The sequence below is a fragment of the Mesorhizobium shangrilense genome (assembly GCF_028826155.1).
GTDB classification, from domain to species: Bacteria; Pseudomonadota; Alphaproteobacteria; order Rhizobiales; family Rhizobiaceae; genus Arvimicrobium; species Arvimicrobium flavum.
Genome location: NZ_JAQGPN010000001.1, coordinates 2,521,312 through 2,541,687, shown reverse-complemented (window position 1 = coordinate 2,541,687; position 20,376 = coordinate 2,521,312). Strand labels below are relative to the sequence as shown.

The window sequence follows — 20,376 nt, the reverse complement described above, 5'->3', positions numbered from 1 at the left end:
AACGACAATGCTGATCACCTGCCCCTATTGCGGTCCCCGCGACGTCTCCGAGTACACCTATCAGGGCGACGGCAACCGCACGCGCCCCGAACCTGCCTCGACCGACCAGGAGGCATGGAACGCCTATGTCTATGACCGCGTGAACATCGCCGGCGCGCACCACGAGATCTGGCAGCATTCAGGCGGCTGCCGCGCGCACCTGGCCGTCGTGCGCTCCACCACGACACACAAGATCGCAAGCGTGGGCTTCGTCCGCGAAGCCGGCCACAGGAAGCACGAACGCCACGCGCGCCCCGGAGCCAAGGCATGAGCCCCCGACGCGCGACGACGGGCGGGCGCATCGACCGCGCCAGGCCTGTCCGCTTCATGTTCGACGGGCGTGCTTACTCCGGGTATGAGGGCGACACCCTCGCCTCGGCGTTGCTCGCCAGCGGCGTCACGCTGTTCGGCCGCTCGTTCAAGTATCATCGTCCGCGCGGGCTGATTTCCGCCGGCATCGACGAGCCCAACGCGCTGGTCACCGTCTTGCGCGGCGAGGTTCGCGAGCCGAACGTTCCGGCGACGACGATCGAGATCCACGACGGCTTGGTCGCCGTCAGCCAGAACCGCTTCCCGTCGCTGGCGTTCGATGTTCAGGCGGTGAACCAGCTGGCAGGCAAGCTGTTCAGCGCCGGGTTCTACTATAAGACCTTCATGGGGCCGCGGATCGGCCCGCTCAAGGGCACCCGCTTCTGGATGTTCTGCGAGCACTTCATCCGCCGCGCCGCTGGTCTCGGCCGCGCCGGGGTGGCCCCGGACATGGCCCGCTACGAACGCGTGAACGCCTTCTGCGACGTGCTGGTGGTCGGCTCCGGGCCGGCCGGCCTGATGGCGGCGAAGGCGGCAGCCGAAAACGGTGCCCGCGTCATCCTCGCCGAATTCGACCCGACCTTCGGCGGCTCCGCAAAATGGTCCGGCGAGACCATCGACGGGCGTGCAGCCGAGGCGTGGGCCGAGGCCATGGTCGAGGAGCTGCGCGCTCTGCCCAACGTCACCCTGCTGCCGCGCACCATGGTCTGGGGCTACTACGACGATAACACCATGGCCGCCATCGAACGGGTCAGCGATCACAAGCAGGCCCCCGCCAGGGGCGAGCCGCGCCACCGCAGCTGGACGATCCGCGCAAGCCGGGTCGTCATCGCCACGGGCGCGCTCGAGCGGCCGATGGTATTCCCCGGCAACGACCGGCCGGGCGTCATGTTGGCCTCCGCCGCGCATCGCTTCGCCAACGAGTTCGGGATCCTGCCTGGCAGCCGGATCGCGATCTTCACCAACAATGACACCGCCTATGCAGCGGTGGCCGCGCTGAAGGCGGCCGGGGCCGCGGTTGCCACGATCGTCGATGTTCGAAGCGACATCTCAGCGGCGGCGCGTATGGCCGCCAGTTCCGCCGGGGCCGATCTCCTGCTCGGCCACGCCGTTGTCGCCGCCGACGGCGGCAAGGCGCTTTCCGGCATCAAGGTGCAGCGTTTCGATGCCGCCAGCGGCGCACTTTCAGGCGAGGTGCGCCCCATCCCTGTGGACTGTCTGCTGGTTTCCGGCGGCTGGTCTCCGGTGCTGAACCTGGCGAGCCAGGCCGGCGGCAAGCCCGCATGGGACGACCGCCTGCAGGCCTTCCTGCCGCCCCCGGCGAACCAGGAGTGGGTGGCAGTGGGAGCCGCCGCCGGCGCGTTCTCCACCGCCGAGGCGATCGAGCAAGGCGATGCGGCGGGACGTGACGGCGGCTCGGGTTCAGATGCGCTGCCGCAAGCCCAGCCCACCGAGTTCCTGTCCGAACCCGCGCCGGTCTTCGAGATCAAGGCGAAGGGCAAGGCCTTCGTCGACCTCCAGCACGACGTCACCGCCGACGACGTCCGGCTCGCCCATCGCGAGGGTTTCGTTTCGGTCGAGCACCTGAAGCGCTACACCACTCTCGGCATGGCGACCGACCAGGGCAAGACGTCGAACGTGCCCGGTCTGGCGATCATGGCCGAGACGTCCGGCAAGCCAATCCCGGAAGTCGGCACGACCCGCTTCCGTCCTCCCTACGCGCCCGTCTCCATCGGCTCGATCGCCGCCGAGCGTTTTGGCGACCTGAGGGCCGAGCGGCTGACGCCGATGCATGACTGGCATGTCGCGCAGGGCGCCGAGATGATGCCCGCCGGCCTCTGGTTCCGGCCGCGCATGTACGCCGCTCCCGGCGAGACGATCGAACAGGCCTATGTGCGCGAGACGCGCGCCACCCGTAACAAAGCCGGAATCGTCGACGTCTCGACGCTGGGCAAGATCGCCGTCCAGGGACCGGACGCCGCCGATTTCCTCGACCGGGTCTATTCCAACGTCTTCTCCACGCTGCCGGTCAACAAGGCCCGCTACGGTCTGATGCTGCGCGAGGACGGTTTTGTGCTCGACGACGGCACGACCTGGCGGCTGGGAGCGAACGACTTCCTGATGACCACGACCACGGCCAATGCAGGCAAGGTCATGCAGCACCTCGAATACCTGCTCGATGTCGTCTGGCCGAACCTGAGGGTGCATCTTACCTCGGTCACCGACCAGTGGGCGGGCGCAGCGATCGGCGGGCCGAGGGCGCGCGAGATCCTGGCGTCCTGCGTCAGCGGCACGAAGATGGACAACGACGCCCTGCCCTTCATGGGCATCGTCCACGGCGAGATCGCCGGCGTGCAGGTGATGATCTGCCGCCTCTCCTTCTCCGGCGAGATGGCCTTCGAGGTCTATTGCGGCGCGGGCCACGGCCAGCATGTCTGGGACGCGCTGATGGCGGCCGGCAAGCCGCATGGCCTCGTGGCATACGGCATGGAGGCGCTCGGAACCATGCGCATCGAGAAGGGCCACGTCACCGGCGCGGAGATCGACGGGCGCACCACGGCGCGCGACCTCCACCTCGACTGGATGCTGTCGAAGAAGAAACCGTTCGTCGGCTCGGCGATGATGGACCGCGAGGGACAGACCGCGCCGGACCGGCTGCAGCTGGTTGGCCTCATCTCGCTCGACGGACGCACGCTGAACGGCGGTGCGCACATAGTCGAGCACGCCGATCCGGAACAGCCGGCCAACTCGATCGGCCACATCACCGCGACCTGCTACTCGCCGTCACTCGGTAAATATATCGGCCTGGCGCTTGTCAGCGGCGGGAAGGACCGTCGCGGCGCCCGCGCCTATACCTCCGACCCGCTGCGCGGCCGCTTCGGCCCGGTCGAGATCGTGAGCCACCATATGTTCGACCCTGAAGGGACACGCATGCATGGTTGATCCTGTGTCCCCGCTCGGCGCTGCCTACCGCCCCGGCCCACACGGCAACATCGCCGGCACGGCCGGCGTCGTCCTGTCGGAAACGCAACCCGGCTCGATCGTTCAGCTCGCCGCATGGCACGGCGAGGAGAAGAAGGTCATCGCGGCGATCAAGGCCGTTTCGGGCCTGAAACTTCCCGACGGCGCCGGCGGCGGCGTAGCGAAAAGCGGCAAGGCCGCGTTCGGCTTCGCGCCTGGCAAGTTTCTGCTGGTCGACGAAGCCGAAGGACTGGCAGCCCGTTACGCGGCCGCGATCCTCCACGAAACCGGCTCCGTCACCGACCTGTCGCATGGCCGCACGGCGATCCGCATCGCCGGCCCGAAGGCGGAATGGGTCCTGTCGAAGTTCTTCGCGATCGATTTTGCCCTGACCGCCTTTCCGCTCGGCGCGGGTCGCTCGACGATGCATCATGACATCTTCGCGCAGATCCAGCGGACCGCCCCGACCGCCTTTGACCTCTACGTCTTCCGCTCCCTCGCCCGCAGCTTCTGGAAGTCGCTGTGCCACGGCGCGGAAGAGGTCGGATACGAGGTGATGTAGCCAGAGGAGGAAACGATGGCGGTGGATTTCATCAGCTCTCCCGCCGCGAAAGCCGCCAATCTTCCCTTCAGCGTGGCGGTGCGCGTCGGCGACGTGCTCTACCTGTCCGGCGCTCTCGGCAATGTGCCGGGCAAGCTGGAACTCGTTCCGGGCGGCCTGGAGGCCGAAACGCGGCAGACCCTGGAGAACATCCGCTCGGTTCTCGAGGCCAATGGCCTCACCCTGGCCGACGTCTTCAAATGCACGGTGATGCTGGCCGACATGTCGAAATGGGCCGACTTCAACCGGGTCTATCTCGAATATTTCGATCCAGACCGCCTGCCGGCGCGTTCGGCATTCGGCGCGAACGGCCTCGCGCTCGGCGCGCAGGTGGAGCTGGAATGCTGCGCCTATGTCCGGAAACGGTAGCGGCCTTGAAGCGAGCGCAGGTCCTGAGACCGCTCACTCGACGAACGTCACCCACTCTTCCAGCGGCGCGCGCTCTGTGCGCAGGTCGTTCTCCGGCTTGGTGACGTCCTCGTAGCCGAGCGCCATGCCGCAGACGACGACCTCTTCGTCCGAGATGCCGAGAACCGGCCTGATCTGCTTGTGATAGGGCGCGAAAGCCGCTTGCGGGCAGCTGTGCAGCCCCCTCGCCCGCGCCGCGATCATGATACTCTGCAGGAACATGCCGTAGTCGATCCACGAACCCTGATTGAGCCGCCGGTCGATCGTGAAGATCATGCCGACCGGCGCGTCGAAGAAGACGAAATTGCGGTCGTGCTGCTCGCGCATGCGATCCACCTCGCGGCGCGCGATGCCGAGATGGCCGTAGAGGTCGAAGCCCACCTTGCGGCGGCGGCCGAGATACGGCTCGAAGAATTGATCCGGATAGTAGCGGTACTCGTCCCAGATGGCCTTTTCGGCGCGGATGCCCGAGTTGAGGATCGCGTCCCCGATCTGCTGCTTCTTCTCGCCCTCGGTCACATAGACCCGCCACGGCTGCATGTTGGTGCCGGAGGGCGCGCGAGCGGCCACTTCCAGGATCTCGCGGATGGCCGAGTGGCTCACCGGGTCGGGAAGGAAGGCGCGGACGGAACGCCGCGAGGCGATCGCCTCGTCCACGATCGCCGCGTCGTCGACTGTCGAATTCTTCTTGTCAGGTGCAAGCATGCGTTCTTCCTGCAAACGCGGCCCGATCCATGGTGGCGCCGCCTCGCTCGTTGACGCAGCCATCGCATCGGCCTGCCCGGCGCGCAAGCGAATCGTCGCCACCGCGCCATCAATCTGTTTCTCACCTTTTCACCAAAGTTGCGACAATCATGCGAAGCCTGATGCCGCGCACCCTCGCCGGTTTCGCCATGGCATTGCCGCGAATGCCGCGCTGGCGCATGACAGAAAGCCGTTCCCGGGCGACATTCCGCATGGTCCCGCCGGGGCGAAGGAGGTGGACGCATGGCCGATCTTCCATCGACAGCTCGCGTGGTCATCATCGGCGGCGGCGCAGTCGGCGTGTCCTCGCTCTACCATCTCGCCAAGGCGGACTGGACCGACTGCGTACTGCTCGAGAAGAACGAGCTGACATCCGGCTCGACCTGGCACGCGGCGGGCAACGTTCCGACCTTCTCGTCCTCATGGTCGCTGATGAACATGCAGCGCTACTCGGCCGAACTCTATCGCGGGCTGGCGAAGGCGGTCGACTACCCGATGAACTACCATGTCACCGGCTCGATCCGGCTGGCCCACGGCAGGGAGCGCATGCGCGAGTTCCAGCGCGCCAGGGGCATGGGCCGCTACCAGGGCATGGCCATCGACGTCATCGGCCCCGGCGAGATCAGAGCGAAGTATCCCTTCATCGAAACGCACGACCTCGCCGGCGCGCTCTACGACCCCAATGACGGCGACATAGACCCCGCCCAACTGACCCACGCGCTGGCCAAGGGCGCACGCGATTTGGGCGCCAGGATCGTTCGCTTCTGCCCGGTTACTTCGGTCAGCCGCGATAAGGACGAGTGGATCGTTTCGACGCCCCAGGGCGACATCCGCTGCGAATACGTCGTCAACGCCGCCGGCTACCGCGCCGGCGAGGTCGGAAAGATGTTCGGTCGCGAGATCCCGATGACGGTGATGAGCCACCAGTACATCCTGTTCGAGGAGATTCCGGAGCTGAAGGCGTGGTCGCAGGAGGCCGGGCGCAAGCTTCCGCTGCTGCGCGACGTCGACACATCATACTACCTGCGGCAGGAGAAATACGGGATGAACCTGGGGCCCTACGAGCGCGACTGTCGCGCGCATTGGGCGACACCCCACGACCCGATGCCGGAGGACTTTTCCTTCCAGCTCTTCCCGGACGATCTCGAACGGCTGGAATGGTACTTGAACGACGCCACCCGGCGCGTTCCGATCCTCGGCACGGCGGGCCTCTCAAAAATCATCAACGGTCCCATCCCCTACACCCCCGACGGCAACCCGCTCATCGGCCCGATGCCCGGCGTGCCCAATGCCTTCGAGGCCTGCGTCTTCACCTTCGGCATCGCCCAGGCCGGCGGCGCAGGAAAAGTCCTCGCAGAATGGGTGACCGAGGACCGCACCGAATGGGACATGTGGTCGTGCGACCCGCGCCGCTTCACCTCCTTCGCCGCCGCTGCCGACTACGCCTTTGCCAAGGGCCTGGAGGCCTACGGCCACGAATACGCCATCCAATTCCCGCGCCACGTCTGGCCGGCGGCGCGCAATCGCAAGCTCTCGCCCATCCACGACCGTGTCGCCGCACTGGGCGCACAATTCGGCGCCTATAACGGCTGGGAGCGCGCGCTCTGGTACGCAAGACCCGGCGACGACACTTCGGAAGCCGCGACGCAGACCTACGACCGCGACGGCCCCTGGCAAAGTCGCGTCCGAGAAGAATGCCTCGCCGTGCGCGACGCCGCCGGCATCCTCGACCTCCCCGGCTTCTCTCGCTTCCGCCTGAAGGGACCCGGCGCGCGGGATTGGCTCTCCACACTCATCACCGGCGCAGTGCCGAAACCCGGCCGCATCGGCCTGGGCTACTTCGCCGATGACAGCGGTCGCATCGTCACTGAAATGTCGATCATGGCGATCGAGGAGGATTTTTTCTTCCTCATCACCGCCGCCGTCGCCGAGTGGCACGACTTCGAGTGGCTTCGGAAGCACTTCCCGCAAGACAGCGAAATGACTCTGGAAATCGTCACCGAGAAATTCGCCTGCCAGATCCTGACCGGGCCGAACGCGCGAAAAATCCTCGCCCAGATCACCGACGCCGACCTGACGCTGCCGTGGCTGTCTCACCAGCCCTGCCAGATCGCCGGCGAGTGGCTGCAGCTGGTCCGCGTCTCCTTCGCGGGCGAGCTCGGCTGGGAGCTCCACACCCATGCCGGCAGCACGGCTAAGGTTTTCGATGCAGTGTGGGAAGTCGGCCAAAAGCACGGCCTGAAACCGTTCGGCATGTTCGCGCTGGATTCGCTTCGACTCGAAAAGGGTTATCGCGCCTGGAAGCAGGATCTTTCGACCGACTACACCATCCTGCAGGGCGGTCTCGAGCGCTTCGTCAGGTGGGACAAGCCGGATTTTATGGGCAAGGCCGCCCTGCTTGTGGAAAAGCAGCAGGGCGTCGCAAAACGTTTCGTCACCCTCGTCCTCGACGAGCCCGGCGACTGCGACGCGCCCTACATGTCGACGATCTGGCACGACGGCAGGATTGCCGGCGAGACGCTGTCAGGAGGTTTCGGCTACAGGGTGGACAAGGCGATCGCTTTGGGCATGGTGCGCTCGGATCTGGCCGCGCCGGGAACCAGAGTTGACATAGAGATCTTCGGCGAGCGCGTTCCCGCCACGGTGCAGCCCGACCGGACGCTCTGGGACCCTGAGAATGAGAGATTGAAGAGTTGAGCGGACCGATTGTCGACCCCCACTCCGGTTCGCTGCGCGAACCACCTCTCCCCCGCTCGACGGGGGAGAGGAAGAGCGGCAACGGCTCCGTCTTTCCTCTCCCCCGGACAGGGGGAGAGGTGCCCCGCCCCGCGGGGCGGAGTGGGGGCGCCACCCATCGCGATATGGAATTTTGACCATGCCCCGCCCCTCTTCCCGCCTCACCGGCATCCTTCCCTCCGGCAAGGACGGTTGGGAGGTGCATTTCGCCGCTCTGGCCCGCAAGCAGGCCGGCGAGGACATCATCATGCTCTCGGTCGGCGACCATGATTTCGACAGCCCGCGCGAGACCGTCGAAGCCTGCGTGGCCGCCGTGCGGGCCGGCCATCACCACTACACACAGCTCGCCGGCATGCCGAAGCTGCGCGAGGCGATGGCGAGGGTAAGCGCCGAGGCAACGGGCGTCCCAACGCGGGCGAGCGAGGTCATCGCGACGCCGGGCGGCCAGGCGTCGCTCTACGCCGCGGTGCAGGCGGTTCTCGATCCGGGCGACCACGCCATCGTCGTGGCCCCCTACTACGCCACCTATCCCGGCACTTTTCGCGCCGCCGGCGCATCCTTCACCGTCGTGGAGTCGCGCGCCGAGAACGGCTTCCAGCCGGACGCGACGGCAATCGCCGCGGCCATCCGCCCGGAGACGAAGGCCATCCTCATCAACAGCCCCAACAACCCGACCGGGGCGGTCTACACGGCCAGATCGCTGCAAGCGCTGGCCGCCCTCTGCATCGAGCATGACCTCTGGGTGTTCTCAGACGAGGTCTACTGGACGCTCGGCGGCGGCGAGCATGTCTCCCCGCGCTCGCTCCCCGGCATGGCCGAGCGCACGCTGGTGATTAACTCGATGTCGAAGAGCCACGGCATGACCGGCTGGCGCATCGGCTGGCTTACCGGACCGGAACCGCTGATCACGCTGCTCATCTCGCTCAACCTCGTCACCACCTACGGCCTGGCCGACTTCGTCTCCCGCGCCGCGATCGAGGCGCTGGACAAAGGCTACGGCGTCCGCGAGATCGCCGAACGCTACGCCGCCCGTCGCACCCTCTTCCTCGACGCATTGCACGGCGCCAACGAAATCACCGTGCGCGGCTCCGATGGCGGCATGTACGTCATGCTCGACGTCCGCGCGGTCGAGCCCGACTGCGAGAAATTCGCCTGGGGGCTGCTGGAAGCCGAAAAAGTCGGCGTCATGCCGGGCATCAGCTTCGGCGACGCCGCCGCCGGCCACATCCGCATCAGCCTGTGCCAGCCGGAAGAGGTCCTGCGCGACGCCGCCACGCGCCTGCGCCGCTTCGCCTCCGCCTACCGCAGCAAGGCGGCGTAAGGAACGCCCTTCGCAGACCAAGGCAAAAATCGATATGAGAAAACGACAGCCGTGATCCAAGATGAAATCCCTGGATGGCTGCGCATCTGGATGCAGGGCGTGCTGCTGAGGAACGTCTACCCCGCGCTACGCGCCGTAGCCGTTGGGTACTATGATGATAGGACGGTTACTCTACGCTTCTATGTCGACCGCTCTCCCGTTGAGTTCGATCATTGGGTGATGGAGGTCATTTGCGGGGAATTGCTATCGAACACCTCTACAAACGCCGAAATGCCGGCCTTGAGGGATGAAATCGTGTTTTCGACGAGGGATCAAAATGAACTAGAGGCCCTTTCCGGGTTTGTTTTCATGAGAATGGAGGACTTTGACACATTCGACCACGAAGCAAGCTGAAAGCTCGCTCCGGTCGCAATCAGACCATTCAACGGACCTGTCGCAGCATCGTATGTCCCGGGCAACAGGGTGACGATTGCGGCGCTCTGCACAACGTGGACGCCTTCTGCCGCCTCGTCTCCGCCCTCACTTACCCAGCGTGTTCTTGAAGATCGTCCCGTCCTTCATGATGATCTTGAAGTTGGCGGGATCGGCCACGAGGTCGAGGTTCTCCAGCGGGTTGCCCTCTACGAGAAGGAGGTCGGCGAGCGCGCCTTCCTCGACGACGCCGAGCTTGCCCGGATAGGGATTGCGCGGACCCGATAGCGCCAGTAGCTGGGCGTTGGTCCCGGTCGCCATGGCAAGCGCCTCTGCCGGCGTGTACCAGCGGGACAGCGAGGCCAGGATCGCGCCTTGCTGCCGCGCCAGCGCGCGCGAGAACAGCACGTCGGTGCCCCACGCCGTCTTGATCTTGTACTTCTTTGCCAGTTTGTAGGTCCTGTCGATTCCCGGCCACACCTCTTCCGCCTTGGCCCGCTCGACCGACCCCTCCCGGAGGTTTGTCCTCATTCCTTCGGGAAGCGGCTGCAGGCTCAGCCAGATGTCCTTTTCAGCGATCAGCTTGGCGGTGTCCTCATCCATGAGGAAGCCGTGCTCGATGCACTTCACGCCCGCCGCGATGGCTTTCTGGGTGGCATCGGAGGTGAAGGCATGTGCGGCGACGTAGGTGCCCCAGTTGTCGGCAATCTCGACGGCGGCCCGCAGCTCAGACTCGGTGAAGGTGGTGACGTCGAGGGGGCTGAACGGTGAGGACACGCCGCCGCCCGCAGTCAGCTTGACGAGCACGGCCCCCTGCATCAACTGCTCGCGGACGCGCATGCGCACCTCGTCGGGGCTGTCCACGACCATGGCGCCGCCTGCCGTCTCCATCGGAGTGAGCACGCCGACCCTGCGCGGCAGGTCCGTGAACTGGCGGAAATCGCCATGCCCGCTGGTCACGGTGATCATGGCGCCGGACGGATAGATGCGCGGTCCGGGGATAACGCCCTGGTCTATCGCGTGCTTGAGGCCGAACGCCGGCCCGCCCACGTCGCGGACGGTGGTGAAACCGCGCATCAGCGTATCCGTCGCCTCATCGGCGGCCACGATGCTGGAATAGATGACGTTGCCCATCAACTCCGCCGGCGAGGACGCGACCAGCATCGCGTGCCAGTGCGCGTCGATCAGCCCCGGCATCAGCGTTCGCCCGTTGCCGGCGATGCGCTCCACGCCTTCGGCGTCGATCGCGCCCGTCGAGATGCGCGCGATCTCATTGCCCTTGACCAGCACGTTCGACGGCTCCGACAGGGCGCCGCCCTTTCCGTCGAAGATGCGGACGTTCTCGAAGAGGACGTCATCGGCGCTGGCAGTTGCGCACAATCCGAACAGAAGAGCCGCCGCAAGCCGATTTCGGCCCGAGAAGACCGTTCTGAAAGCTGTGTGGAGGAAAGAGAGGACTGCCGCCTGCGGCATGGCATGCGCCACAGGCTCGACCGACTCTCCAGGTGCGAAACACTTGAGATACACGGCGCTTCTCCAGCTTAAGTTTCGAAGAGCTTGTCCAGCTTGAATATCGAGCAGCTAGTATTGAGCGGTCAGGTGAGGAAAACAGTAGCGTCCACGCCCTCTCAGGGTCAAGCGGGCGGCGATGAACCAACCGATGGGAGCTGCCGCATGCCTCCTTCTTCGTGAACGGGTCCGACAGAAATGTTCGGAGATCACCTCCAAGTTCTCAGGTGGCTTCGAGCTGGCGTGCCTGCGCGATGGCTGGCCGCGCAGCCTCAGGCGGAATGGTTAGAGCGGGCAAACTCCATCGCCTTCCAGTACAGCCGGTTGCATCATGGGCGCTGTTGGCCCAGACCATATTTGCCGTTGCGTTTTGGGTCGTGATCAAGCGGGGCGCCGCGCGGGTACGACCATGTCTCCGGCTGGCATCGCCCCTGGCGCCTAGCGACCGGAACAGCCGGAGTTCTTGATCACCACCGTCCCAGCTTCCTCTTCACCTTCGCCAGATACGCGGCCCGGCTTTCCGGCGTCGAGGCGTCCATGAGGTAGTGCGCCAGGTACATCGTGCGGCAGCGCTTGGCGCAAAGCGCCCGCATGCCGCGCAAAAGCGTTTTCCGGCCCGGCTGGCCGACGACCACGGACCACCACCAGGGTGCGCCGCAGGTCGTGATGACGGCGATCTTCGACACATGCGTCATCAGCGGCGTGATCGGCCCGCCGCCCGCCGGCAGCGCGAAGGCGACGTCCTTCGCCCACACCCGGTCGAACCAGCCCTTCAGCATCGCCGGCAGCCCGTACCACCAGGTCGGGTAGATGAAGACCAGCGTTTCCGCCCACTGCAACTGCTCAACATGCGACTTGAGCGCCGGATCGGCGGGCGCCTGGTCGTTGTAGGTGCGGCGTTCGTCGGCGCACATCACAGGATCGAACTTTTCGGCGTAGAGATCGATGACGCGCACCTCGTCGCCCCTGGCATTCAGGGCATCCACCGCCGCGTCGCGCAGGGCGGCGCCAAAACTCTCCGGCACCGGATGGCAATAGACGACGAGCGCACGCATCAGAAACGGTCCATTCTTGCCGCGACCTTGGCCTTGAACGCCTCCCGCGAGGCCGCCGTGGAGAGGTTCATCGAATAGTGCGCGCTGAAGCCGACCGGCGCGCCGGGCTTTACCGTCGAGCGCATCAGCCGCTTGACCAGTTTTCGCGGCGGATCACCCATGAGCATCGCGCGCAGCCGGCTGCCGCCGTAGCTGGTCACGGCTTCGACCCTGCGGATGTTGTGGAGCGACGGCCAGGCCTTGCCGTCGACCAGCTTGAAGGTCACGCCCGGCAGGAACACCCGGTCGAAAAACCCTTTCAGGATAGCCGGATAGCCGTAGTTCCAAACCGGATAACAGAGCACCAGCCCTTCGGCCCGCTGCAGCCGCTCCACATAGCCGCGCACCGGTTCCACATTGTTTCCGACGTCCTGATAGTTCAGCCGTTCGGCACGCGTGAGCCGTGGATCGAAGTCCTCGGCATAGAGGTCGCAATCGTCGACGGTGTGCCCGGCAGCCGTCAGCCGATCGATGATCATCCTGTGCAGCGACGCGTTGAAGCTCGTCTCGACCGGATGGGCAAAGAGGACGAGGATGTTCATGCGGCGTCTTTCTCCCCCCTTGAGGGGGAGATGCCCGCAAAGCGGGCAGAGGGGGTCACCTCAGAGGGCGCCGCCAGAACAACGTCCCACCCGGCCGCGGGGACCCCACCCGCCGCCTTCGGCGGCACCCTCCCCTCAGGGGGGAGGGAGTGCGCCGCGCCCGATCTCACCCCACCTTCTCCAGTCCCCGGAACAGGAACGTCTTGTCCGAGCGGTAGTCGTAGTCCGGATCCTCCCAGGCGATCATCTTGCCCGGATTGAGCAGGCCCTGCGGGTCGGCCTCGCGCTTGAAGGCGAGCTGCACCTCGTCGGTCTGCTTCATGCCGCCCTCCTCCAGCGTGTAGCGGTGCGGATTGAAGATCGGGCAGCCGTTCGCCTCGAAGGTGCGGATGATCTCGTCCAGCCGCTCCTCGGTGGTGAAATTCACGAGGTTCAGCCCGAAGCAGGTGACGTCGCCGTCGAAGCGAACGAACTCGAGGTGGGAAAACACCTCGCCGGGGAACATCCCGTCCATCTTCTCGACCAGTTCGAGCTGGTTGGGGAACGGATAGAGCGACTGCAGATAGGTGATCGAAGGATCGACGCGCAGCGCCCTCAGCGTCGTGTGGTTCCAGGCCAGCTCATACGCCGGCGGCAGGCCCTTCTTGTCCTCGTCCGGCGCAGTGGCGGCGTTGTACACGACCTCGCCGCCCGCGCGTCGGGTGAAGGCGAGGAACGCGTCGAGCGAATGCGCCGCCACCATGCAGACGCAGATGCTCTGTTCTTCCTTCAGGAATTTCTGGTGCCGCTTGAAATAGAGCCACGGCACGGGCGCCGCGATCGGCGTGATCAGCTTGGTCAGGAGGCCGTCCTGCCGGGCAAGCGCGTTGCCGTAGCGCGCCGCGCCCGCAAATTTGTCGAAGCCGACGATCACGTCCACCCAGTCATAGGCGGCCGTCAGCGGCAGCTCGACCTCGGTGATGATGCCGTTGGTGCCGTACGCGTGGGTCACCTTGTGCAGGTCCTCGCCGGTGAGCTCGAGCACGCGCGGCTCGGCCTCCATGGTGACGACGCGCAGCCGGATCACGTTGCCGAAGTCGCGCAGCCCGCCGAAATTGATCGAGCCGACGCCGCCCGAGCCGCCCGCGATGAAGCCGCCGACCGACGCCGTGTTGTAGGTCGAGGGATGCAGCCGCAGCTCCTGCGCCGAATGCGCACGCGTCGCGCGGTCGATGTCGGCGATGATCGCGCCGGGTCCGCAGACCACGCGTCCGGCCGTGATCGACGTCACCTCGTTCATTTCTGCCAGCGACAGCACCACGCCGCCCGACAGCGGCATCGCCTGCCCGTAATTGCCGGTGCCGGTGCCGCGCGGGGTGACCGGCACGCCGTGCTTGTGGCAGGCGGCGAGCACGCGGATCACCTCTTCCTCGCTCTTGGGCGAGACGATCAGGTCAGCCGTCACATGGTCGAGCTGGCGCTTCAGCACCGGGCTGTACCAGTAGAAGTCGCGGCTCTTCTGCTGCACGATCTTGGCATTGTCCTCGATCTTCAGCCCGTCCAGATCGCTTCTCAGCGCGGCAATATCCATCAGTCCAGTCCCATCAAGTCGTCGAGTTCAGAATAGTCCGGCAGCACCGCATCAATAGCGCGCCCGTCGCGCACCACGATCCGGTCGGCTTCCGGCCGCGACAGCAGCTCGGTCCAGCTCCGCCCGCGGAAGATGACGAAGTCCGCCTTCCCGCCGGCGTGAAGCGTCCCCGCCCCGTCCAGCCGCATCACTTCGGCCGGCGTCGCCGCAACCGTCCGCGGCCAGTCGCCGACCGGGTGGTCGAGGTGCAGGATGCGCGTCGACATGCGGTAGACCTCCAGCATATCGAGGTCGCCATAGGCGTAGAATGGATCGCGTGTGTTGTCGGAAGCGACAGCGACCGGGATGCCGCGTGCCTTCATCTCGTGCAGCAGCGTCACGCCGCGCCAGCGCGGCGTGGTGCCGTCGCCGCGGCGGTCCTGGAGGTAGAGATTGCACATCGGCAGCGAGACGACGGCGATGCCCGCCCGCGCGACCTTGTCCAGCGTGTCGAGCACCTCGGTGTCCGGCTGGCGCGACAGTGCGCAGCAATGGCCGACGAGGATTTTTCCCTCAAAACCCGTCCGCAACGCGTGCTCGGCGATCTTGCGCAGCGACACGGCCGACATATCGCCGGTCTCGTCGGCGTGGAAGTCGAGGTCGAGCCCGCGCTCCATGGCGAGGCGGAACATGCGATCCAGCAGATCGTCGAGGTCGGGCAGCATGTAGGTGACGGCTCCCAGCACGCCGCCCGCCGCCTTCATCCGGTCGGCGAGTGCTGTGAACCACGCTTCGTCGCGCACCGCCTCGATGCCGGTTAGGCAGGAGGCCTGCAGCTCGATGCGGCCGCGCCAGCGTTCGCGCATCTCCTCGAACACCGGCCAGGAAATCGCGTCCTGCGGCGCGGTGCTGTCGATATGGGTGCGGATCGCCCTGGTCCCGTGCGCGTAGGCCGAGCGCAGCGCAAAATCCATGCGCCGCGCCACATCCTCGGCGCTCCAATAGGCGATCCGGTCGACCCCGTTGGCGGCGAGCGCGCCGGCGAAGGTGCCGTCCGGGTTGGGATTGCGGGTCCAGATGTGGCCCTTGTCGAGATGCGTATGGCAGTCGACAAAGCAGGGCATCACGATGCGGCGGGCGAGATCGACGATTTCGCCGGCGGCGTCGCGGGCGATTCCGTGCGCCTCGATCGCGGCAATCCTTCCGTCAGTGACCAAGATGTCGACGAGCGCGAAGCCGTCGGGATCAGCAGGGGCGGAGAGGCCCGGAGCGAGCGAAGCGTGGATGCGGGCGCGAGAGAGAGCGTAATTGCCCTCGGATGGTATGGTCGGCACTGGAATGGTCGGAACCGTCATGAGGCAAAGGTAGATAGACGTGAAGTGCGGCGCCCCAGCGCGCCGTGAAGCGCAACATTCATCAAGGTTTGCACAACAGCCACCCCTCAGCGCTCCTGCTTCAGCGCGCTTTCGTGCCAGCTACGCAGGACGAGGTGCGAGACGTAGGACAGCACCAGGAAGATGACGATGCCGGTGAACGAGATCAGGATCAGCGCGGCGAACAGGCGTGGCGCGTTGAGGCGGTAGCCGGCCTCGATGATGCGCGACGCAAGCCCCGACGACTGCCCGCTCGATCCCGCCACGAACTCCGCCACTACCGCGCCGATCAGCGACAGGCCGCCGGCGATCTTCAGGCCGCCGAGGAAATAGGGCATCGCGGCCGGCAGGCGCAGGTGCCAAAGCTCCTGCCAGCGCGTCGCGCCGTTCATCTTGAACAGGTCGCGCAGGTTGCGGTCGACCGAATTGAGCCCGAGCGTGGTGTTGGACAGGATCGGGAAGAACGCCACGATCCAGGCGCAGAGCAGAAGCTTGGCGGTCTGGTTGTCGACATAGATGTTGATCAGCGGGAAAATCGCCACGATCGGCGTCACCTGCAGCACGATGGCGAAGGGGAAGAACGACATCTCCACCCATTTCGACTGCGCGAACAGCACCGACAGCCCGACGCCGCCGATGACGGCCAGAAGCAGGCTGAGGAAGGTGATCTTCAGCGTCGTCAGCAGCGAGCCGAACAGCAGCGCCGAATCCGTGAACAGGGTCTGCACCACGACGCCCGGCCGCGGCAGGATGTATTGCGGGATCTCGTTCCACACACAGATGCGGTCCCAGGCGAAGATGGCCGCGGCCATGATCGTCAGCGGCAGCACCCACTTGCCTACGCGCTCCAACCGTTCGTTGCGCACCCGGCGCGCCTCTTCGGGGTCGACCACCGTCGCCGGGGCGCGTTCTTCAATGACCGTCATGGCCGCCTCCTGCACGCATCGCGTCGCCAAGCACGTCCGACGCCTCCCGGCAAAGCGATGCGTATTCCGGCGAGGTCCGGAACGCCTCGTCGCGCGGATAGCCCGCCGCTACCTCGACCTCGTGAAAAACCCGGCCAGGCCGAGCCGCCATCACCACGATGCGGTTCGACAGGAACACGCTCTCGAACACGCTGTGGGTCACGAAGATTGTCGTGAAGCGCGCTTCCTGCCAGAGTTCCAGCAGGTCGTTGTTGAGCTTGAAGCGGGTGATCTCGTCGAGCGCGGCGAACGGCTCGTCCATCAAGAGCACGCGCGGCTCCGTGACCAGCGCGCGGGCGATGGAGACGCGCATCTTCATGCCGCCCGAGAGCTCGCGCGGCACCGCGTTTTCGAAGCCCGACAGATGCACGCGCTCCAGCATCTTGTGAACCGCGGGCGCTGCGGCGCTGCGCGACACGCCACGCAGGCGCAACGGCAGCCATACATTGTCGAAGACATTCGCCCACGGCATGAGCGTCGGCTCCTGGAAGACGAAGCCTACGCTGTCGCGCCCCTGCGCCTTGTGCCACTGCACCTGGCCCGAGGTCGGCGAGGAAAGCCCCGCGATCAGTCTGAGCGCCGTCGACTTGCCGCAGCCGGAAGGGCCGAGCAGGCTGACGAAGTCGCCTTCCCCGATCGTCAGGTCGACGTTCGAGAGGGCGGTGACGCCGTTGGAGAAGACCTTGCCGACGGACCGCAGCGATAGCAGCGGCCCAGTCGATACCTGTGTTTCCTGTCGCGAGGCGGCTGAGTTCATCAGCATCAACAGCGATCCATCCTTTGGTTCATTGGATGCAATACCCCTCGCCCGGCGGGCTACTTTCGCAATGCTCCCCTCCCGCCAGGAGGGGAAGCGCAAACGCCTGCCGCAGCCGCTTCCCCCTTGACGAGGGAACAGCGACCGTCATTGCAATTGGGGTGCCTGATACGCTCTCGCCGGCTTGCAGCCAAGTACCGGCGCGCTACTTCTTGAGGTCGAGGCCGACGCCCTTGTTAACAAAATCGAGAGTGTAGGCCTTCTTGATGTCGATTCCGGCGGGGAGCACCTTCGCCTTGACCATCTTGTCGTAGAAGCTCTGCATGCGCTCATCCGTCATCGCGCCGATGCCGTGCTTCTCCGAGTCGCCCGAATCGACGATCCCGAACTTCTTGAGCTGCGAGATGGTGAAGGCGATCTGTTCGTCGGTCAGATCCGGGTTGTCCTTCTTGATAAGCTCGTTGGCCGCCTTGTTGTCGCCGTAGAGGTAGCCGTACCAGCCCTTGGCGGTGCCATCGACGAAGCACTGAACCACCTGCGGACGCTTGTCGATGGTGTCCTGCATCGTCTCGATCGTCGTCGCATAGGCGTTGAAGCCGTGGTCGGCGAGCAGGAACTGGTTGGGAACGAATCCGGCTTCCTTCTCCACCGCATAAGGCTCGGACGTCACGTAACCCTGCTGGATCGACTTCTTGTTGGCGATGAAGGGAGCCGGGTTGAAGGTGTAGGGCACGCGCTTGGCCGGATCGAAGCCGTATTCCTCAGCCATCCACAACAGGAAGCTCTGCGCGCCCTCGTCGCCGATGATGTACTGCTCCGCGTTCGGCAGATCCTCCCACTTGTCGAGCCCCTCGCCCGGATGCGACATGATCACCTGCGGGTCCTTCTGGAACGACGCCGCCACCACGCGCAGCGGGATGTTCTGGGCAACCGCGTCATAGGCCTGCTGCATGTTGCCGCCCATGTAGAAGTCGATCTTCCCGGCGAGCAGCAACGGACGTCCGGCGACCTGCGGGCCGCCCTGCTGGATGGTGACGTCCAGGCCGCACGCCGCATACGAGCCGTCGGCCACCGCCTGGTAGAAGCCGCCGTGCTCCGCCTGCGCGAGCCAGTTGGACATGAACGTGACCTTTTCGGCCGCGCCGGCCCCGATGCCGGACGCCGCCAGGAACACGGTCGCGACCGCGCATGTGGAAAGAAGCGTTTTCATTGCACCACCCTCATTTGGACCGCGCGGCATGCGCGGAATGGCATTCGAAACTTCAGGCAAGACCCGGGCCCACCCCCGGTTCGGCTACCGGTCCTTGAAAAACCGCGCTGGCGGTGATCGCGTCCTACGGGCGCCTACCGCCTTGCCTGGCATCGTGCCCATTTTTGCGGCGGCTGTCACGTGCGCACTTCCCCCTATCGCCTTGATTGCACACCATAGTAAAGCGACATGCCAGACTGCGAAGGAGACCCGATGCTCAACTATCTCACCCCCACTTCGATCAAGCCGCCCTTCGCTCGCTATAGCCACGGCGTCGAAGTGCCCGCCGGCTCGCGGCTGGTCTTCTGCTCAGGCCAGCTCGGCATCGCAGCCGACGACGCCGTGCCGGAGGACGCCGGCGCGCAGGCCGAGCTCTGCTTCGCCAATATCGCAGCGATCCTCAGGGAATCCGGCCTCGGCCTGAATGACGTCATCCGCATCAACGCCTTCGTCAGCGACCGCAGCTACCTGCGCGCCTACATGGACGTGCGCGACCGGCTTTTCGGCCATCCTGCGCCGGCATCCACCCTGATGATCGTCGCAGGCTTCACCCGCGAGGAATTCAAGGTCGAGGTCGAGGTGGTCGCGGCCGGCAAGGCACGCGACGCCTGATAGCCGCTCAAAGGGCCAACCCGCCCACCAGCAGCAGGAGCGCGCCGACCGCGGCCATCAGTATGCCGGGCCAGTTCGATCCGAGCCCGAGGAAGCCGACGCCGCGGTGGGCGGGCTCGAGCGTGTCCGGGGCGGGTGTGACCGACGGCGTCGCATCGCTCATGCGTCCCCGCCAGGTCGCTGCGACAGCCATGTAGACGACGCCTGCCACGAGCAGCAGCGCGCCGAGCCAGATCGTCGTCATCCGAGCGTCCTCCACGTGTCGCTGCCCCATAGGTAGGGCGCGGCGCAGGCATGGAAATGCCGCTCGGCGGGCCTTACAAATGCGCGGGGCTTGGCATATGACCAGCTCCGATATGACCGGTACTCGATGAGGTTTTGCGTGGCACGGAACTACAGGCGCATCTGGTGGGGCGATTTCCCGACGACGGAGCACCGCGCGACCGACCCTGAGGCCACGATCGCCGTTCTGCCGGTCGCAGCAATAGAGCAGCATGGCCCGCATCTGCCGGTCTCCACCGACAGCTCGATCATGCAGGGCATGCTGGAGACCGTGATCCCGCTGGTGCCGACCGACCTCGACGTGCGCATCCTGCCGGTACAGTCGGTCGGCAAGTCGAACGAGCATCTCCATGCGCCGGGCACGCTCACCCTGCCCCCCGCCACACTGATCGACGCCTGGACGGAACTCGGAGCGTCCGTCGCCCGCGCGGGCGTGAAGAAGATCGTCTTCGTCAACTCGCATGGCGGCAACGAGGAGATCATGGGCATTGTCACGCGCGAGTTGCGCGTGCGCTTCGGCATGTTGGCCGTGAAGACGAGCTGGATGCGGTTCGGCATGCCGGAAGGCATGTATCCCGACTCCGAGCACCGCTACGGCATCCATGGCGGCGATGCGGAGACCTCGCTGATGCTGCATTTCCGCCCCGAACTGGTCGACATGTCCAGGGCCGCGGATTTCCGCTCGAACGTCGAGCGCGCCGAGAAGGATTTTGCCCTGCTGCGCCACACCGGCACGCACGCCTTCGCCTGGATCGCCAGCGACCTCAATCCCAACGGCGTTGTCGGCAATGCGGCTGCGGCGACGCCGGAGAAGGGACGGCTCACCGCCGACCATCAGGCGGCCGGCTTCGTCCGCCTGCTCCAGGATGTGCGCAAGGCGCGGCTTGCCGACTACATCACCTGACGGGACGCGG

General features: G+C 65.8%; 19 protein-coding genes. 9 read left to right on the top strand and 10 right to left on the bottom strand.

Annotation, left to right across the window (positions count from 1 at the left end; all coding sequences use genetic code 11):
* Positions 1-7 precede the first annotated feature (7 nt).
* From PD284_RS12270 to PD284_RS12255, 4 genes are read left to right on the top strand one after another with little or no spacing between them, the layout of a single operon-like run.
* On the top strand, positions 8-310 hold the full coding sequence (locus tag PD284_RS12270) for a sarcosine oxidase subunit delta (RefSeq protein ID WP_274628475.1): 303 nt from the start codon (positions 8-10) through the stop codon (positions 308-310).
* Positions 307-3,291: a sarcosine oxidase subunit alpha family protein gene (locus PD284_RS12265; RefSeq protein ID WP_274628474.1), complete on the top strand. Its 2,985-nt coding sequence runs from the start codon at positions 307-309 to the stop codon at positions 3,289-3,291. Before PD284_RS12270 ends, PD284_RS12265 begins: the two co-directional genes overlap by 4 nt.
* A complete protein-coding gene (gene soxG / locus PD284_RS12260; RefSeq protein ID WP_274628473.1) occupies positions 3,284-3,871 on the top strand; it encodes a sarcosine oxidase subunit gamma family protein in 588 nt (195 codons plus the stop codon). The genes PD284_RS12265 and soxG overlap by 8 nt, the downstream gene beginning before the upstream one ends.
* A gap of 15 nt (positions 3,872-3,886) precedes the next feature.
* The gene (locus PD284_RS12255; protein ID WP_274628472.1) at positions 3,887-4,279 is read left to right on the top strand and encodes a RidA family protein; all 393 of its coding nucleotides are present in this window, start codon (positions 3,887-3,889) and stop codon (positions 4,277-4,279) included.
* A 33-nt stretch (positions 4,280-4,312) separates the two neighbouring features.
* Here the strand turns inward: PD284_RS12255 and PD284_RS12250 are convergent, their stop codons facing one another.
* Positions 4,313-5,023 carry a nitroreductase gene (locus tag PD284_RS12250; protein WP_274628471.1) on the bottom strand — a complete coding sequence of 237 codons (711 nt, stop codon included), beginning with the start codon at positions 5,021-5,023 and terminating at the stop codon, positions 4,313-4,315.
* A gap of 282 nt (positions 5,024-5,305) precedes the next feature.
* Between PD284_RS12250 and PD284_RS12245 the strand changes: the two genes are divergently transcribed.
* The 3 genes from PD284_RS12245 (at position 5,306) to PD284_RS12235 (ending at position 9,512) form a co-directional block, all read left to right on the top strand.
* Positions 5,306-7,759, top strand: coding sequence for a GcvT family protein (locus tag PD284_RS12245; protein ID WP_274628470.1), 2,454 nt, complete (start codon positions 5,306-5,308; stop codon positions 7,757-7,759).
* Between the two features lie 178 nt (positions 7,760-7,937).
* Entirely contained in the window at positions 7,938-9,119 is a 1,182-nt protein-coding gene (locus PD284_RS12240; RefSeq protein WP_274628469.1) for a pyridoxal phosphate-dependent aminotransferase, read from the top strand.
* Between the two features lie 51 nt (positions 9,120-9,170).
* A complete protein-coding gene (locus PD284_RS12235; protein ID WP_274628468.1) occupies positions 9,171-9,512 on the top strand; it encodes a hypothetical protein in 342 nt (113 codons plus the stop codon).
* Positions 9,513-9,638: 126 nt separating this feature from the next.
* Here PD284_RS12235 and PD284_RS12230 read toward each other — a convergent pair whose 3' ends face one another.
* The 8 genes from PD284_RS12230 to PD284_RS12195 form a co-directional block, all read right to left on the bottom strand.
* Positions 9,639-11,003, bottom strand: a complete 1,365-nt coding sequence (locus PD284_RS12230) for a metal-dependent hydrolase family protein (RefSeq protein WP_274630619.1) — start codon at positions 11,001-11,003, stop codon at positions 9,639-9,641.
* A gap of 503 nt (positions 11,004-11,506) precedes the next feature.
* Positions 11,507-12,094: an NAD(P)H-dependent oxidoreductase gene (locus tag PD284_RS12225; RefSeq protein WP_274628467.1), complete on the bottom strand. Its 588-nt coding sequence runs from the start codon at positions 12,092-12,094 to the stop codon at positions 11,507-11,509.
* On the bottom strand, positions 12,094-12,675 hold the full coding sequence (locus PD284_RS12220; protein WP_274628466.1) for an NAD(P)H-dependent oxidoreductase: 582 nt from the start codon (positions 12,673-12,675) through the stop codon (positions 12,094-12,096). The genes PD284_RS12225 and PD284_RS12220 overlap by 1 nt, the downstream gene beginning before the upstream one ends.
* Before the next feature lie 166 nt (positions 12,676-12,841).
* Entirely contained in the window at positions 12,842-14,245 is a 1,404-nt protein-coding gene (locus PD284_RS12215) for an FAD-binding oxidoreductase (protein ID WP_274628465.1), read from the bottom strand.
* Complete coding sequence (locus PD284_RS12210; RefSeq protein ID WP_411956200.1) at positions 14,245-15,579, bottom strand: cytosine deaminase; 1,335 nt, start codon at positions 15,577-15,579, stop codon at positions 14,245-14,247. The genes PD284_RS12215 and PD284_RS12210 overlap by 1 nt, the downstream gene beginning before the upstream one ends.
* A gap of 86 nt (positions 15,580-15,665) precedes the next feature.
* Positions 15,666-16,523 carry an ABC transporter permease gene (locus PD284_RS12205; protein WP_274628463.1) on the bottom strand — a complete coding sequence of 286 codons (858 nt, stop codon included), beginning with the start codon at positions 16,521-16,523 and terminating at the stop codon, positions 15,666-15,668.
* Complete coding sequence (locus PD284_RS12200) at positions 16,510-17,325, bottom strand: ABC transporter ATP-binding protein (RefSeq protein ID WP_274628462.1); 816 nt, start codon at positions 17,323-17,325, stop codon at positions 16,510-16,512. Before PD284_RS12200 ends, PD284_RS12205 begins: the two co-directional genes overlap by 14 nt.
* Positions 17,326-17,524: 199 nt before the next feature.
* On the bottom strand, positions 17,525-18,529 hold the full coding sequence (locus PD284_RS12195; RefSeq protein ID WP_274628461.1) for an ABC transporter substrate-binding protein: 1,005 nt from the start codon (positions 18,527-18,529) through the stop codon (positions 17,525-17,527).
* 252 nt (positions 18,530-18,781) lie between these two features.
* On the opposite strand from PD284_RS12195, the gene PD284_RS12190 reads away from it, so the two are divergent.
* Positions 18,782-19,180 (top strand): RidA family protein, encoded by a 399-nt coding sequence (locus PD284_RS12190; protein WP_274628460.1) that lies wholly within the window; start codon positions 18,782-18,784, stop codon positions 19,178-19,180.
* Positions 19,181-19,187: 7 nt separating this feature from the next.
* On the opposite strand, the gene PD284_RS12185 is transcribed toward PD284_RS12190, so the two are convergent.
* The gene (locus PD284_RS12185; RefSeq protein ID WP_274628459.1) at positions 19,188-19,424 is read right to left on the bottom strand and encodes a hypothetical protein; all 237 of its coding nucleotides are present in this window, start codon (positions 19,422-19,424) and stop codon (positions 19,188-19,190) included.
* Positions 19,425-19,562: 138 nt separating this feature from the next.
* On the opposite strand from PD284_RS12185, the gene PD284_RS12180 reads away from it, so the two are divergent.
* Complete coding sequence (locus PD284_RS12180; protein WP_274628458.1) at positions 19,563-20,366, top strand: creatininase family protein; 804 nt, start codon at positions 19,563-19,565, stop codon at positions 20,364-20,366.
* Positions 20,367-20,376: the final 10 nt, after the last annotated feature.

Bases quoted from the DNA above. Each gene is read 5' to 3' on its own strand.
- PD284_RS12270 (WP_274628475.1), top strand. From the start codon at position 8: ATGCTGATCACCTGCCCCTATTGCGGTCCCCGCGACGTCTCCGAGTAC.
- PD284_RS12265 (WP_274628474.1), top strand. From the start codon at position 307: ATGAGCCCCCGACGCGCGACGACGGGCGGGCGCATCGACCGCGCCAGG.
- soxG (WP_274628473.1), top strand. From the start codon at position 3,284: ATGGTTGATCCTGTGTCCCCGCTCGGCGCTGCCTACCGCCCCGGCCCA.
- PD284_RS12255 (WP_274628472.1), top strand. From the start codon at position 3,887: ATGGCGGTGGATTTCATCAGCTCTCCCGCCGCGAAAGCCGCCAATCTT.
- PD284_RS12250 (WP_274628471.1), bottom strand. From the start codon at position 5,023: ATGCTTGCACCTGACAAGAAGAATTCGACAGTCGACGACGCGGCGATC.
- PD284_RS12245 (WP_274628470.1), top strand. From the start codon at position 5,306: ATGGCCGATCTTCCATCGACAGCTCGCGTGGTCATCATCGGCGGCGGC.
- PD284_RS12240 (WP_274628469.1), top strand. From the start codon at position 7,938: ATGCCCCGCCCCTCTTCCCGCCTCACCGGCATCCTTCCCTCCGGCAAG.
- PD284_RS12230 (WP_274630619.1), bottom strand. From the start codon at position 11,003: ATGCCGCAGGCGGCAGTCCTCTCTTTCCTCCACACAGCTTTCAGAACG.
- PD284_RS12225 (WP_274628467.1), bottom strand. From the start codon at position 12,094: ATGCGTGCGCTCGTCGTCTATTGCCATCCGGTGCCGGAGAGTTTTGGC.
- PD284_RS12220 (WP_274628466.1), bottom strand. From the start codon at position 12,675: ATGAACATCCTCGTCCTCTTTGCCCATCCGGTCGAGACGAGCTTCAAC.
- PD284_RS12215 (WP_274628465.1), bottom strand. From the start codon at position 14,245: ATGGATATTGCCGCGCTGAGAAGCGATCTGGACGGGCTGAAGATCGAG.
- PD284_RS12210 (WP_411956200.1), bottom strand. From the start codon at position 15,579: ATGACGGTTCCGACCATTCCAGTGCCGACCATACCATCCGAGGGCAAT.
- PD284_RS12205 (WP_274628463.1), bottom strand. From the start codon at position 16,523: ATGACGGTCATTGAAGAACGCGCCCCGGCGACGGTGGTCGACCCCGAA.
- PD284_RS12200 (WP_274628462.1), bottom strand. From the start codon at position 17,325: ATGCTGATGAACTCAGCCGCCTCGCGACAGGAAACACAGGTATCGACT.
- PD284_RS12195 (WP_274628461.1), bottom strand. From the start codon at position 18,529: ATGAAAACGCTTCTTTCCACATGCGCGGTCGCGACCGTGTTCCTGGCG.
- PD284_RS12190 (WP_274628460.1), top strand. From the start codon at position 18,782: ATGCTCAACTATCTCACCCCCACTTCGATCAAGCCGCCCTTCGCTCGC.
- PD284_RS12185 (WP_274628459.1), bottom strand. From the start codon at position 19,424: ATGACGACGATCTGGCTCGGCGCGCTGCTGCTCGTGGCAGGCGTCGTC.